This is a genomic window from Pantoea sp. C8B4, assembly GCF_051336905.1.
Lineage (GTDB): Bacteria > Pseudomonadota > Gammaproteobacteria > Enterobacterales > Enterobacteriaceae > Pantoea > Pantoea rwandensis_B.
This window is the reverse complement of the sequence record NZ_JBGMNK010000011.1, coordinates 80,267-94,824: the sequence shown is the minus strand read 5'-3', so window position 1 is coordinate 94,824 and position 14,558 is coordinate 80,267. Positions and strand designations below refer to the sequence as shown.

Genomic DNA, 14,558 nt, shown 5'->3' with positions numbered 1-14,558 from the left:
TCAATGGCGGCCCTGCATGGATAGAGGGCGCATTGATGCGCCCTCAGCAGCCAGCGCGCCATTAATCCGACTGAACGGCATTCTGAGTTTGGCTGACCCACAGCGTGGGCCAATGATCACTGCTATGCCATGCGTCACAGGTTTTCTCTTCAGCATACTCTGCCAGCACAAAGTCATTTCCGTCGTACTGCCAACGCGTGGCGACACCACAATCTCCCAGACCGCGGCCTTTACTGAAGGTGTAAAGCAAACCGCTGCTGGCATCGAATTCAGCATTCACCAACTCCATCTGATTGTCACTGCGTCCTGGTGGCGTGAATGGCAAGGTCAACGTCAGCCCGCGCGCCACGTAAGGCTGGCTACGCGTCACCTCAAAGGCCAAATCAATCACGTTATAGGCACCGGCTTCACAACTGATTAAAAGCAGCGCTTTGGTGTCGGTGAGCGGCGCCACACTCACTTCTCGCCTGAGCGGATCGAGCGAACAGTTGTCGGTGTTAACCCGCCAGGTACCGTAATCAATTAGACCGCTGGTTTCTTCCTGAGTTAACGGCGCTGGCTGCGGTAAGGGAGCGGGCAGTTGCGGTACCTGCGGCGCAGGGGGAACGTCCGATGGCGCGCGATCGCCCCGCTTCACCCAGGCACTGGCACCATTTACCCGCCCCTGAACGTCATCCATCAACAATAGCGCCGCCTTCATGCCGCTGAGTGGGATAGTGGCTTTAGCCTGATAGGTCAGTTGCAGAATATGGGCATCCAGCGTTTGCGCCAGAAATTCGTCGATAGCAATGGCATTACTGGTTGCAAGATGATGTGGCTCCACGCTCCAGTGTTTGAGGTCCGGCGTCAGGCGACGCTGATCCAGCAGTAAATTATCCTTTAACGATCCGCCGGGCAGCTCTCCACTGTACGCGCTGCCGTAATCAATACGCAGCAGCGGGCGATCGTTAACGCCAGCGCCGCGTGAGAGGGTCATCACTAATCCGTTGTCTCCCGGAAAGCTGCGTGCCACGCAAAAAGCCGCGTTGTTACAGGTGAGCTGCCAGTCAGAAAATGACTTTTGCAGTGGCTCAGCCTGAACGCACGCGACAAACACAAAGGGCAATAAAAGCAGCGACTTCATCCAATAAGACATCAAAAAAAAGGTCCCCAAATTCCTTGAAAAGAAATCATAGCGTAACGGAAAGGTCATCAGCAGGCCGAAACTGTGACCTGGCCCTAAAAGCGGTACTCACTGCTGAAAAAGCCGTCGCCTGAGGGCGATCTGAGGCTGGAGAAGCAAGAATTCCATCATCCGTTTCGACTGATTTCCGCTCAATCGGATTCGTCGGACTATGGCGTCATGTTTGTCTGAAAGCATGTGTCTGGGTAAGACCTCCGTCCGCTCGACGTCATGCCGTCAAAGAGGGTTTGGCTAAAAACAATTTAGCGCACATCACAATTCGGTCAAATACACACAAACGGTCATACTCGGTCATGATAAGGTGTTTTCATACGGTAATAATTGTTTGCTACCGATCCCTCGATTTAGCGCTAACACGCGTGTTTATGTGAATCAGATCTCTATTACATGAAAAATAGATATCTCATTTACATAAAAATTTGATCCATATCACTCTAACGTCGCCGGGCATTTTGACCACTGCGGACTCGTGCGCAGTCCACATTTTCCCGCTGCGGTATCCAGTACTTTATAGCCATCGGAGGGAAGTCATGTTGCCGATTGAAAGACAGCAGCGAATTATTGACGAACTAAATTTAAATGGTCGGGTTATTGTCGCTGAATTAGTCACGTTGTGTCAGGTTTCGCAAGAAACCATTCGCCGTGATTTAACTCAACTGGAGAAACGTGGGCTATTACAACGCAGCCACGGCGGTGCGGTACCAGCAAAACGACAAGCCGCTAACATTCAGGGGAATACGAGGGGTGTTAACGAGTATGAATTATCTTTCCGCCAGCGCATGAATGAACATGTAGATGCAAAGATGGCGATAGCCAAACGTGCACTCGATTTCATCAGCCCCGGCGATTGTATATTACTCGACAGTAGCACCACTTGCTGGTATTTAGCGCGACAGCTACCAGATATTGAATTAACGGTGTTAACTAACTCTATCAGAATTGTGCAAACCCTTGCGGCGCGGGGAAGTATCCGCACCATCTGTCTGGGGGGAGAATATTCTGACCGTTATGAAGATTTCCACGGTGTTGTCGCTGAGCAGCCTTTACGGGAATTTCAGATTAATAAAATCTTTTTTTCCTGTAGCAGTTTAGGCAATGACGGTTATTTACGTGAAGGTAACGAAAACAACGCACATTTAAAACAACAGATGCTACTGGCAGCAGAAAGAAAACATCTGCTGCTGGACGCCAGTAAATTCCTGCGGCCCTCATTCGCGCGTATTTGTCATTATCGCGATGTGGACTTTCTCATCACTGACCAATTAAAAGACAAAGAGCTGGAACAAGAATTAGCCTGGAACGGCGTCAATATTATTGATTGCTCGCAGCGCAACAATTCAATGCAGCTAATAAAAAATTAATCCGGAGTCTTTATGAAAAAACATCTTATCGCCTGTTCTCTGCTTGCCCTGTTTGCCGCCACCGGCGCGCACGCTGCTGACAAATTACGCATGGGCATCGTGGTGAAAATTGGCGGTATTCCGTGGTTTAACGCCATGGAAGCGGGCATCAAGAGTGAAGCGGCAAAACGCGGCATTGATGCATGGATGGTGGGCCCAACCGCCGCCGACCCTGCGCTGCAGGTGCGTGCGATTGAAGATTTGATTGCGCAGAAAGTCGACATCATCGGTGTGGTACCGAATGACCCGAAAGTGCTGGAGCCGGTGCTGAAACGTGCGCGTGAAGCTGGCATTCAGGTTATCACCCACGAATCACCGGATCAGAAAGGCGCGAACTGGGACTTCGAACTGGTAGATGCCCCGACGCATGGCATCAACCATATGAAAGCACTGGCGAAATGCATGCATGAAGAAGGCAAATACGCCATGTACGTTGGCAGCCTGACGGTGCCATTGCACCAACAGTGGACCGATGCCGCGCTGAACTACCAGAAAGAGCACTATCCAAAAATGCAGATGGTGACCGACAAGTTCGGCGTGGGTGAATCGCTGGATGACTCCATCCGTACCACTAACGAACTGATGTCCAAGTACCCGGATCTGAAAGGCATTATGGCGTTCGGCTCACAGGGTCCAATCGGTGCCGGTCGTGCGGTGATGAACCGCAACAAGATTGATCAGGTGTGCGTGATTGGTGCCTTCAGCCCAGGCCAGGGGGCTTCACTGGTGCAGCGTGGCGCGATCAAAGGCGGCTACATCTGGAACCCAGAAACCGCAGGCGAAGTGTTCGTGCGTATCGCCGACATGATGCAGAAGAAAGAACCCATCACCGATGGGATGACCATCGACGGTCTGGGCAAAGTGAAAGTTGACGAGGCGACCCACACCATCCTCGGCAACAACACCGAAAGTCTGGATAAAGAAAACCTGCCAAAACTGGTGAAAATGGGGCTGTAATGATGAAAGAGGTGATCCCACAGACGTTAATCGCGCTCGACAACCTGTCGAAAACTTTTGGTGGCAACCGCGCACTGAGCGATATCTCGCTGAGCTTACTGGCGGGCGAAGTGCACTGCCTGGCTGGCACCAACGGCTGTGGCAAGAGCACCTTGATCAAAGTGATTTCCGGGGTGCACGCCCCGGATAGCGGCAGCCGCATCACCCTGGGTGATGGCCCGACCTTCCCGCGTCTGACCACCCGTCAGGCGCGTGATTTCGGTATCCAGGTGATTTATCAGGATCTGTCGCTGTTCCCGAATTTGAGCGTAGCCGAGAACATCGCTTTTGAGCACAACCTCAACGGCCTGCTCGGCTGGCACCGCAAAGCCAAACTGCGTGAAACGGCAGCGCGTATTATTGAAGAGCTAAAGTTCGATCTCGATCTGGATGAAAAAGTCTCGGCGCTGTCGATTGCCGCACGTCAGCAGGTCGCGATTTGCCGTGCACTGGTCGCCGATGCGCGTCTGGTGATCATGGACGAACCGACGGCTTCTCTGACCCGCACCGAAGTGAACCAGCTGCTGCGCACCGTGCGCTATCTGAAAGACAAAAACATCTGCGTGGTGTTCGTCAGCCACCGTCTGGACGAGGTGCTGGAGATTTCGGATCGCGTCACGGTGATCCGCGACGGACGCAAAATGGGCTGCTGGCCCGCCAAAGAGATGACGCCGCATCATCTCACCGAACTGATGACCGGTCTGAAACTCGATTATCAACTGAAAGCCCCAACGCGTAATGCCGACCGCGCCATTCTCGAAGTTGAGAATCTGACGCGTGCCGGTCAATATCACGACGTCAATTTCAAACTGTACCAGGGCGAAGTGCTGGGTCTTTGTGGCCTGCTCGGTTCGGGTCGTACCGAACTGGCTCTGTCACTGTTTGGCATGACCAAACCTGACAGCGGCAAAATCTGGCTCGACAGTAAGCCAGTACGTTTCCGCGGCCATGAAGATGCCATCAAAGCCGGCATCGGTTATGTCTCTGAAGACCGCTTAACTCTCGGTCTGGTGCAGCAACAATCGGTGGCCGACAACATGGTGCTGCCGATCCTCGACAAGCTGCAAAACCGTTTTCACATCATCGACGAGTACCGCAAAAACAAGCTGATCCTGCAATGGATTCAACAGCTCGGTGTGCGCGTGGCCGATCCCAATCTGGCGATCTCCACCCTCTCCGGCGGCAACCAGCAAAAGATCGTGCTGGCGAAGTGGGTACTGACTCAGCCGCGCATTTTGATTCTGGACTCTCCGACCGTGGGCGTGGATGTCGGTGCTAAAGCCAGCATCTATCAGTTGATCCACGAGCTGGCGAAAGAAGGTCTGTCGATCATTCTGATTTCCGATGAAGTGCCAGAGGTTTGGTACAACTGCGACCGCATTCTGCACTTCCGTGATGGCACCGTTCATGCCGAATACCAACCCGATACCGTTGAGCAAGAACAGCTGGCGGAGGTGATCAATGCCTGATTTTTCTCGTTTACGCCCGCACTCCAGTCAAGGCTGGCTGGCGTGGGTACTGCTGGCTTTCATCCTGTTCTTCTCGGTAGCCAGCGATCAGTTCTTCTCGGTACAGAACCTGCTGGATCTGGCCGAAAGCTACGCGGTGACCGGTATTTTTGCCCTCGGCCTGTTTGTAGTGCTGGTGACCGGCGGGATCGATATCTCCTTCGCCGCCGTAGCGTCGGTGGTGCAATACCTGATTGCTTCGCTGTTTGTACAGTTCCAGTTTGATAACGCGGCATTGAGCATCTTACTGGCGATTGCCTGTGGCACCGTCTTTGGCGTGATTAACGCTCTGCTGATTACCTCGCTGCGCGTGGTGTCGATCATCATCACCATCAGTATGCAGTCGCTGCTGTTTGGCCTGTTGATGTGGGTGACCGGTGGCAAAAGTCTGTATTCATTGCCGGACTGGTGGATCACGCTGCGCAGCGTGCTGCCTTTCACCTGGCAAGGCAACAGCTTCCAGATTGGCCTGCCGCTGATCACCATGCTGGTGATTGCCGGACTGACCGCGCTGCTGCTCAACAAAACCAATCTCGGCCGCCAGCTGTATGCGGTGGGCGGCGATGCGGAATCGGCACGTCGTATCGGGATCCGCGTCGGCCTGATTCATGTCTTCGCTTACGGTTGGCTCGGTGCGATGGCGGCGATTGGCGGGCTGGTGCAGGTCTATCGCATGGGTGAAGTGGTGCCGAATGCGCTGGTGGGCGGCGAGCTGGATGTGCTGGCGGCCACGGTGCTCGGCGGGGCCAGCCTGATGGGCGGTAAAGGCACGGTGAGCGGCACACTAATGGGCGTGTTCCTGATCGCCATCCTGAAGAACGGCCTCAACCTGATTGGCGTTTCCAACTACTTCATGAACATCGTGGTAGGTGGCGTGATCATGGTGGCGATTGCCGTCACTCACTACAAAAAACGTAAAGAAACTGACGTCAGTTTCGTCTGACAGGAGCATTCACATGAAATCACTCTCTGCTCTGCGTCCGGACGGCACCAATATCGGCCTGATGCTGTTGATTGCGCTGGCTCTGGCGGTCTTCACCTTCATGCTGCCGGGCCGCTTTATGACCGACTCGACCTTTATGAGTATGGCATTCCAGTTGCCGGAACTGGGCTTGCTGACGCTGGCGATGTTTATCGCCATCCTCAGCGGCGGCCTGAACCTGGCGATTATCGCCACCGCCAACCTGACCGCACTGTTTATCGCCTGGACACTAATGAGCGCCCTGCCCGCTGATGCCGGCACTGGTCAGCAACTGCTGTGGCTGTTTATCGCTATCGTCGGCGCGATGCTGATTGCCGCTTTTATCGGTGTGATCACTGGCGTGATGGTGACGCGAATTGGTGCCCACCCCATTCTGGTGACGCTGGCGACCATGATGACGCTGAACGGCATCGGTATCTGGCTGACCAAAGGTGCGGCTGTCAGCGGCATGCCATCGGTGGTGCAAGCGCTGGGTTCCAACACGCTGTTGGGTATGCCGCTGCCGCTGTGGGTATTTCTGATTGCGGCCGCGCTTCTGGCGCTGTTCCTCGGCAAAACCCGCGCCGGTAAATGTATCTACATGGGCGGCAGCAACATCAACGCGACCTGGTTCAGCGGCATCAACACGCATCGCATGGTGGTGCTGGTGTACGTCATCTCCAGCCTGCTGTGCGTGTTAGCCGGATTGATCATGATGGCGCGCTTTAACTCAGCGCGTATGGGTTACGGCGATGCGTATCTGCTGCTGACCGTACTGGCGATTATTCTCGGCGGCACCGACCCGAACGGTGGCTTCGGCCGCGTCACGGGTGTGGTACTGGCGCTGATTGCCCTGCAAGTGCTCTCAACCGGTTTCAATCTGATGAACATCAGCCAGCACGTAAGCCTGGCGATGTGGGGCGCAGTGCTGATTGTGGTGTTGGCCTTCAAACAATTTAAAGCCCGTTTTAATGAACATCGTGCCGTCAAGCTGAGCAAGCTCGCTGCGGCCCTTAATCCTCTGACCGAAAAAAAGGAAGTCTAATGCGTATTCAAGTCTCCCCGTCGTTGATGTGTATGAATCTGATGGAGATCAAGCACCAGCTGGAAGTGCTGGACTCCCGCGCAGACTTCCTCCATATCGATATCATGGACGGTCACTACGTTAAGAACATCACGCTGTCGCCGTTCTTTATTGAGCAGATTCGCCCACACACCAAAGTGGCGCTGGATGTGCATTTGATGGTGGAACACCCGACCGACTTCATTGAAGTGATTGCCAAAGCGGGTGCCGACTACATCTGCCCACACGCAGAAACCATCAACCGTGATGCGTTCCGCGTGATCAACCTGATTCGCAGCTTTGGCAAGAAAGTCGGCGTGGTGCTGAACCCGGCCACACCGGTGTCGTTTATCCATCACTATATTCATCTGCTGGATAAAATCACCGTGATGACCGTGGATCCTGGCTATGCCGGACAGCCATTCATCCCGGAAATGGTAGCCAAAGTGCAGGAACTGAAAGCCCTGAAGCAGCAGCATGGCCACAAATATCTGATTGAGATCGATGGTTCCTGCAACACGCGCACTTACAACACGCTGGTCGGTGCAGGTGCAGAAGTGCTGATCGTCGGTACCTCGGGCCTGTTTAACATCCATGACGATCTGGCAACGGCCTGGGACATGATGCGTGACAGCATTGATGAAGCTCAGGGCCTGGCGAAGGTATCCGCATGATTCCACGCTGGCTGGGTATCGACATTGGCGGCACCGGCACACGTCTGCAGCTGATGGAAGAGGGGCGCATCTGGTCCAGCTTCCGCAAGGTGCCGACGGCCAGCTGGGCGCAGCAGCCCGACGCATTGACGGCACTCGGGCAGTTAATCAGTGAAACACTTGAGCAGCAACCGGTGAGCGGCGTGATGCTGGGATTGCCCGGCATACTGAGTCGTGATCGTCAGCAGGTGATTTCGCTGCCGTTTATTCAGGCGCTGGATCATCAGCCAGTGGCGGCGATCCTCACCGAACGTCTTGGCGTGCCGGTGGCGATGGATAAAGATGTTAACCATCTGATGATGTGGGATTTAATGCAGCTGGAGCAGTTGCCGGATATCGCGGTAGGTTTGTATCCCGGTACCGGCATGGGCAACAGCTTGTGGATTAATGGCCGCTTCTATCACGGCCAGCACGGCGGCGCGGGTGAATTGGGCCATGTGCCTATCGCCGGTAACGATCTGCCCTGCCCGTGCGGCAACCGGGGTTGTGCGGAGACGGTGACTTCAGGAAATTGGTTGAGTCACTGGGCTAAGGCTCACGTGCCGAATACCGATATGTCGGCGCTGTTTACGCAACATGGCGACCATCCGGAATTGCAGGCCTTTGTTTATCGTCTGGCGCAGCTGATTGCCACCGAAATGAACATCCTCGATCCCGAATACCTGATTCTGGGTGGCGGAGTGCTGGCGATGGCGGACTTCCCGCTGGCGCAGTTACGCAGTCAGATTCAGCAGCATCTGCGTCCACCGGCCACACGTGACAATTTGAAGATCGTGTTTAGTCAATCCACCGATCACACTGGCTGTCGCGGTGCCTGTTTAGCCGCCGAACGCCTGTTCAGGAGTGCATGATGAAAGGAAAAGTGTGTGTGTTTGGCTCGTTTAACCTCGACGTCGTCGCGGTGATGAACCGTTTTCCAATGCCCGGTGAATCACTGACTGCGCACAACAGCATGATGGGGCCGGGTGGCAAAGGAGCCAACCAGGCCACGGCGGCGCTGCGCGCTGGGGCTCGCGTGCACTACATCGGTAAAGTGGGTAACGATGATTTTGGCACCTTTGCCCGTCGTCACCTGGAAAAGACCGGTTTCGATGCGATCACGCTGTTTACCTGTAAAGAGAAGCCCACCGGCAACGCATTGATCTATGTGGCCGGGGATGATGCAGAAAACATGATTTCGGTGTTTCCGGGCGCGAACACCACTGTGACGGCGGCCGAAGTGTCGCGCTGTCAGCCCACCGTGGCGGCGGCCGATATTTTGCTGGTGCAGTTGGAGAACAACCTGAATGCCATTCAGCGCATGATCGATAATGCGCGTGCGGGGGGCACCTTTGTGATTTTAAACCCAGCGCCATGGCAGAAAGTGAGTGATGCGCTGCTGGCGAAGGTGGATTTATTGACGCCCAATAGCACCGAAGCAATGCAGATTACCGGGGTGAAGGTCACGGATTTTGCCAGCGCACAGAAAGCGGCGGAAGTGCTGCACCGTAAAGGCGCGCGTCAGGTGATTATCACATTGGGGATGGCGGGTGCACTGCTGTCCAATGCGGAACAGCAGCCGCTGCGCATACCGCTGTTCCCGGCGCAACCGCTGGATACCACCGGCGCGGGCGATGCGTTTAACGGTGCGCTGGCAGCACGTTTAGCGTCTGGTGATGAACTGCCACAGGCGGCCTTATTTGCTTCGGCGTTTGCTTCGCTGTGTGTCGAGCGTTCTGGTGCGGCCAACTCTATGCCGTCTTACGCTGAAGCACTGGCGCGTATGCAGGCACATCCGGAGTGCGTGCCGGAGCCGTTGGAAGTGATGGCTTGATTTGAGCTAACAACGTCTCGGTGATGTTAGTTGAACCAATCGTGATAACGCAGTCTGGAGCCGCCTTGAGGCGGCACCAGACTGCTCATAAACTTGATTGCGCGTTGTTAAAAAGAGCAAAACTGTTTGATGCCACTGGCTATTCGCCACCGTTTATTGACTCGTGGCTTAATGAGATTTTGAAAGTTTAAGCTCTCAGCCAACCCGCAATTTGCGCATATTGCAGCAGCATAATCGCTTTACCATCGAGGATGCGGCCGTCTTTCACCATCGCCAGCGCTTGCGGGAAAGGCAACTCCAGCACGGTGATCTCTTCATCTTCCACGCCACCACCGGCGTTAGCGCGCATTGCATCGCTGTATTCTGCTGCGAAAAAATGGACGATTTCCGTCACGCCGCCCGGCGACATATAAGCTTCAAACAGCTTCTCGACCTTGCCGACCTCATAACCGGTCTCTTCGATTGCTTCTTTGCGGATGCAATCTTCCGGCGTGTCGTTATCCAGCAGACCCGCGCAGGTCTCAATCAATTCACCGCTGGCATTACCGTTAACGTAAGTCGCAATGCGGAACTGACGAATCAGCAGCACGGTGTTTTTATCGCGATTATAAAGCAGGATGGTGGCGCCGTTGCCGCGATCATAGACTTCGCGTTTGTGGCGGATGACTTCGCCGTTGCTACGGGTCAGTTCGTAGGTGAAGTTACGCAGGATAAAGTAATTATCTGACAGTAACTTATCTTTAATGATGTTGATCTTTAACGACATGGCCGCTCCACCGCTTAATGAGGGAGCCTGAGATAATAGGCGCTAGCGGCGGGGAAAACTATCTGAAATGCATTGGCGAACCGGATACAGGGTGCTGTGGAGACCCGGCATTCACAGACGGGTCTCCCTCCATGGCGACCCTGCAATTTAATGCGGAGTCGCTGACCGAATCCGCATCAATGGCAATTACCTGTGTGTCCGGTTTGGTCCTGACCACCGGGCTGACTGGAGCGTCAAAAACCGTTCTTCTGCTCGCTCATATCCGGCAGGTGGTGCGCAATCCCTTTGTGGCAATCAATACAGGTTTGCCCATCCTCCACCGCTTTGCTGTGCATTTTTGATGCCACCGTCTTCTGCGCGGTGAAATCCATATACTCGAAGTTGTGGCAGTTTCGGCACTCCTGCGAGTTATTGTTCTTCATTCTGCGCCACTCGTTCTGAGCCAGCTCGATACGTGTCTCTTCAAACTTTTGCGGCGTATCAATCAGGCCGAACACCTTCGCGTACACCTCTTTGCTGGCTTGCAATTTGCGCAGCATTTTCGGGCCCCATTCGTGCGGCACATGGCAATCCGGACAAGTAGCACGCACGCCGCTGCGGTTGTTGTAATGCACCGTCTGCATGTACTCCTGATACACGTTGTTGCGCATCTCATGGCAGCCAATGCAGAACTGCTCACGGTTGGTCATCTCCATTGCGGTATTAAAACCGCCCCAGAAAATAATCCCACCGGCAAAACCCAAAATCAGCAGCGTGCCGAGTGCTAAGCGGCTGGGGCGTCGCCACCAGCGCCAGATGCGTAATAATCTTTCTTTCATTAATAACCTCACTGCCCAAAGCCATTGGCCGGTTTAAAGGTGTTCTCCACCACCGGTTTGGCATCGGTCTGCGGGACGTGGCACTGCAAGCAAAAGTAGCGACGTGGCGATACCGTGCTGCTCACCAGGCCATCGCGATCGGTAAAGTGTGTTGGGCTCACGCGCGGTGCGCCGGTGGTCAGGTAACTTTGTGTGCCATGGCACTGCAGGCAGCGGTTGACGTTTTTCGTCACCTGATAGCCATCGACGCTGTGCGGGATCACCGGCGGCTGATTCACGTAGTTCAGCGGTTTGCGGCTCTGCTCTTTTGGCTGATGGATCGTGCCCTGCTGCGTGGCCGTGACTTCCGGGGATTGCGTGAGATCCACGCCATGACCCGCGTAAACCACGCCGCCCAGCGTCAGGGCGGCAACGGTGATAAGAGTAAATAAGGGTTTCATTGCATCCTGCCTTAAATTTTGACCAGCTTAACGGCGCATTTTTTGTAATCGGTCTGCTTCGATAGCGGATCGGTGGCATCCAGCGTGACGTTATTAGCCAGCACTCCAGCATCAAAGAACGGCATAAACACCAGCCCTTTTGGCGGTTGGTTACGTCCGCGCGTTTCGACAGTCGCCACGGTTTCCCCCCGACGTGACACCACGCGGACCTTCTCGCCACGGCGGAAACCACGATCTTTGGCATCCAGCGGGTGGATATACAGCAGCGCCTGCGGCACGGCGCGATGCAGTTCCGGCACGCGACGCGTCATGGTGCCGGTGTGCCAGTGTTCCAGCACGCGGCCAGTGCAGAACCACAGATCGTACTCGGCGTCTGGCGCTTCAGCAGGTGGCTCATACGGCAGGGCAAAAATGGTGGCTTTGCCATCTGGCTTGCCATAGAAACGTACGCCCTCGCCCGCTTTGACATAGCTGTCAAAGCCCTCGCGATAGCGCCAGCGTGTCTCTTTGCCATTCACCACCGGCCAGCGCAATCCGCGCGCTTCATGATAGGCATCGAATGGCGCCAGATCGTGACCGTGTCCGCGACCAAAGCTGGCGTACTCTTCAAACAGGCCTTTTTGGATGTAGAAGCCAAAATCGCGCGCCTCGTCGTTCAGTCGATCGTCGGCCACTTCAGTCAACGGGAATTGATTAACCTGGCCGTTGGCGTACAGCACGTCATACAAGGTTTTATCCCGCAGCGCCGGCTGTTGGGCGATCAATGCTTCCGGCCACACTTCGGTTACGCGGAAACGCTTAGCGAAATTCACCATCTGCCACAGATCCGATTTGGCTTCGCCCGGCGCTTTCACCTGTTGATGCCAGAACTGGGTACGACGCTCGGCGTTGCCGTAAGCGCCCTCTTTCTCCACCCACATCGCCGTCGGCAGGATTAAGTCCGCACACAAAGCACTGACGGTGGGATAAGGATCGGACACCACGATAAAGTTGCGTGCATCACGCCAGCCCGGCATGCGCTCCTGGGTCAGGTTCGGACCCGCCTGCATGTTGTTATTACACATCACCCAGTACGCATTCAGCTTGCCGTCTTTCAGCGCGCGATCCTGTGCGACCGCATGCAGGCCGATTTTGGCGGGAATGGTGCCCTGCGGTAGCTTCCACAGTTTTTCAGCCGTCGCACGGTGCTTATCGTTATTCACCACCATGTCTGCAGGCAGGCGATGCGAGAAGGTACCGACTTCACGTGCCGTGCCACAGGCAGAAGGCTGACCAGTGAGCGAGAAGGGACCGGTGCCAGGGCGCGAGATTTTGCCGGTCAGCAGATGGATGTTGTAGCACAGGTTATTGGCCCACACGCCGCGCGTGTGCTGATTGAAGCCCATGGTCCAGTAGGAGACCACGTTGATGTTCGGGTCGGCATAGAGTTCGGCCAGCGCAATCAGCTGATCCTGCTCTACGCCACTCATCTCACTGGCTTTCTCTACCGTGTATTCGGCAACAAATTTGGCGTACTCGTCGAAGCTGATCGGCGTGGATTCGCCGCTATCCGGGTTTTTCGCTGAGGCCTGACGCGGATCGCTCGGGCGTAATCCATAACCAATATCCGTGACGCCTTTACGCAGCGTGACGTGATTCTGCAGGAAGGCTTTATCGACTTTGTTGTTCTGAATGATGTAGTTGGCGATGAAGTTAAGAATCGCCAAATCGCTTTGCGGCGTAAACACCATGCCGTTATCAGCCAGTTCAAAACTGCGATGACGGTAGGTAGAGAGCACGGCGACTTTAACGTTGTCATCGCTCAGGCGACGGGCGGTCAGACGTGACCAGAGAATCGGATGCATCTCGGCCATGTTCGAGCCCCACAGCACAAAGGCATCGGCCACCTCGATGTCATCGTAGCAGCCCATCGGCTCATCCATGCCGAAAGTGCGCATAAAGCCCACCACGGCCGAGGCCATGCAGTGACGCGCATTAGGATCGAGGTTATTGGTGCGGAAACCGGCTTTCATCAATTTAGAGGCGGCATACCCTTCCCATACCGTCCATTGACCGGAACCGAACATGCCGATGGATTCAGGCCCGTTGGCTTTTAGCGCCGCTTTGAACTTCTCTTCCATGATGTCGAAGGCCTCATCCCAGCTCACCGGGGTAAACTCGCCTTCTTTGTCGTAGTGGCCATCGGTCATGCGCAGCAACGGCTGCGTCAGGCGGTCTTTTCCGTACATGATCTTGGGCAGGAAATAGCCTTTGATACAGTTCAGCCCACGGTTCACTTCCGCCTGCGGATCGCCCTGTGAGGCCACCACGCGTCCCTCCTGGGTGCCCACCAGCACGCCACAGCCGGTGCCACAAAAACGACACGGCGCCTTTTCCCAGCGGATCGGGGCGCCCAGTGCGGTCACGGCTTTGGTGACGCTGGGAATAGTAAGTCCTGCGGCCACTGCCGCCGCTGCGGCCGCATTGGCCTTCATAAATTCTCGACGACTGACTTTCATGATGCTTCCTTGTGACGATATTCCGTTTCGTCTTGCTGGTGATACACCAGAGAAACGGCCAATACATGCGGGATATTGCGGGTGGCTTCGATGTTATTCAGCAAGGCGCGACTGTCAGCGGCACCTAAGGTCACGGCCAGCGTGCCGCGTGCGCTGTCTTCGGCGGCGATTTCGCAATCAGAAAGCGACAGCAATGCCTGCTTTACCGCCGGGATGGCGTGGGATCGCGCCTGGATGACCAGACCGCATACGTGCCAACTGCTTTCAGGGAGAATGGAGTGCGTCATGCGCTCACCTCGTTTAGCCAGCTTGAGATGAGGCGTAAAATACCCTGAGGTTTTGCAGGGCTATATCACCCGAAAGGTGTATATCCCGATGTGGGATCAAGGGAAGGACAAT

At 55.1% G+C, this 14,558-nt stretch carries 14 protein-coding genes; 8 read left to right on the top strand and 6 right to left on the bottom strand.

Annotation, left to right across the window (positions count from 1 at the left end; translation table 11 throughout):
• Positions 1–61 precede the first annotated feature (61 nt).
• Complete coding sequence (locus ACCW76_RS14995) at positions 62–1,135, bottom strand: DUF1176 domain-containing protein (protein ID WP_436339003.1); 1,074 nt, start codon at positions 1,133–1,135, stop codon at positions 62–64.
• Positions 1,136–1,713: 578 nt separating this feature from the next.
• Between ACCW76_RS14995 and ACCW76_RS14990 the strand changes: the two genes are divergently transcribed.
• From ACCW76_RS14990 to ACCW76_RS14955, 8 genes are read left to right on the top strand one after another with little or no spacing between them, the layout of a single operon-like run.
• On the top strand, positions 1,714–2,544 hold the full coding sequence (locus ACCW76_RS14990; protein WP_034825836.1) for a DeoR/GlpR family DNA-binding transcription regulator: 831 nt from the start codon (positions 1,714–1,716) through the stop codon (positions 2,542–2,544).
• A 12-nt stretch (positions 2,545–2,556) separates the two neighbouring features.
• A complete protein-coding gene (locus ACCW76_RS14985; protein WP_038645532.1) occupies positions 2,557–3,540 on the top strand; it encodes a substrate-binding domain-containing protein in 984 nt (327 codons plus the stop codon).
• Positions 3,541–3,542: 2 nt separating this feature from the next.
• Positions 3,543–5,048 carry a sugar ABC transporter ATP-binding protein gene (locus ACCW76_RS14980; RefSeq protein ID WP_038649967.1) on the top strand — a complete coding sequence of 502 codons (1,506 nt, stop codon included), beginning with the start codon at positions 3,543–3,545 and terminating at the stop codon, positions 5,046–5,048.
• Positions 5,041–6,030 carry an ABC transporter permease gene (locus tag ACCW76_RS14975; RefSeq protein WP_436339001.1) on the top strand — a complete coding sequence of 330 codons (990 nt, stop codon included), beginning with the start codon at positions 5,041–5,043 and terminating at the stop codon, positions 6,028–6,030. Before ACCW76_RS14980 ends, ACCW76_RS14975 begins: the two co-directional genes overlap by 8 nt.
• 13 nt (positions 6,031–6,043) lie before the next feature.
• Positions 6,044–7,093 carry an ABC transporter permease gene (locus ACCW76_RS14970; RefSeq protein WP_038645528.1) on the top strand — a complete coding sequence of 350 codons (1,050 nt, stop codon included), beginning with the start codon at positions 6,044–6,046 and terminating at the stop codon, positions 7,091–7,093.
• Positions 7,093–7,785: a D-allulose 6-phosphate 3-epimerase gene (alsE, locus tag ACCW76_RS14965; RefSeq protein WP_038645526.1), complete on the top strand. Its 693-nt coding sequence runs from the start codon at positions 7,093–7,095 to the stop codon at positions 7,783–7,785. The genes ACCW76_RS14970 and alsE overlap by 1 nt, the downstream gene beginning before the upstream one ends.
• Positions 7,782–8,675 (top strand): allose kinase, encoded by an 894-nt coding sequence (alsK, locus tag ACCW76_RS14960; protein WP_038645524.1) that lies wholly within the window; start codon positions 7,782–7,784, stop codon positions 8,673–8,675. Before alsE ends, alsK begins: the two co-directional genes overlap by 4 nt.
• The gene (locus ACCW76_RS14955) at positions 8,675–9,637 is read left to right on the top strand and encodes a ribokinase (protein ID WP_200681110.1); all 963 of its coding nucleotides are present in this window, start codon (positions 8,675–8,677) and stop codon (positions 9,635–9,637) included. The genes alsK and ACCW76_RS14955 overlap by 1 nt, the downstream gene beginning before the upstream one ends.
• Before the next feature lie 187 nt (positions 9,638–9,824).
• On the opposite strand, the gene nudK is transcribed toward ACCW76_RS14955, so the two are convergent.
• From nudK to ACCW76_RS14930, 5 genes are all read right to left on the bottom strand, one after another.
• On the bottom strand, positions 9,825–10,403 hold the full coding sequence (gene nudK / locus ACCW76_RS14950; protein WP_038645520.1) for a GDP-mannose pyrophosphatase NudK: 579 nt from the start codon (positions 10,401–10,403) through the stop codon (positions 9,825–9,827).
• Between the two features lie 233 nt (positions 10,404–10,636).
• Positions 10,637–11,221 carry a cytochrome c-type protein NapC gene (napC, locus tag ACCW76_RS14945; RefSeq protein WP_436338999.1) on the bottom strand — a complete coding sequence of 195 codons (585 nt, stop codon included), beginning with the start codon at positions 11,219–11,221 and terminating at the stop codon, positions 10,637–10,639.
• Between the two features lie 8 nt (positions 11,222–11,229).
• Positions 11,230–11,661 carry a nitrate reductase cytochrome c-type subunit gene (gene napB, locus ACCW76_RS14940; RefSeq protein ID WP_045814877.1) on the bottom strand — a complete coding sequence of 144 codons (432 nt, stop codon included), beginning with the start codon at positions 11,659–11,661 and terminating at the stop codon, positions 11,230–11,232.
• An 11-nt stretch (positions 11,662–11,672) separates the two neighbouring features.
• On the bottom strand, positions 11,673–14,159 hold the full coding sequence (napA, locus tag ACCW76_RS14935) for a nitrate reductase catalytic subunit NapA (protein ID WP_436338998.1): 2,487 nt from the start codon (positions 14,157–14,159) through the stop codon (positions 11,673–11,675).
• Positions 14,156–14,446 carry a chaperone NapD gene (locus ACCW76_RS14930; RefSeq protein ID WP_200538116.1) on the bottom strand — a complete coding sequence of 97 codons (291 nt, stop codon included), beginning with the start codon at positions 14,444–14,446 and terminating at the stop codon, positions 14,156–14,158. Before ACCW76_RS14930 ends, napA begins: the two co-directional genes overlap by 4 nt.
• Between the last annotated feature and the right edge of the window lie 112 nt (positions 14,447–14,558).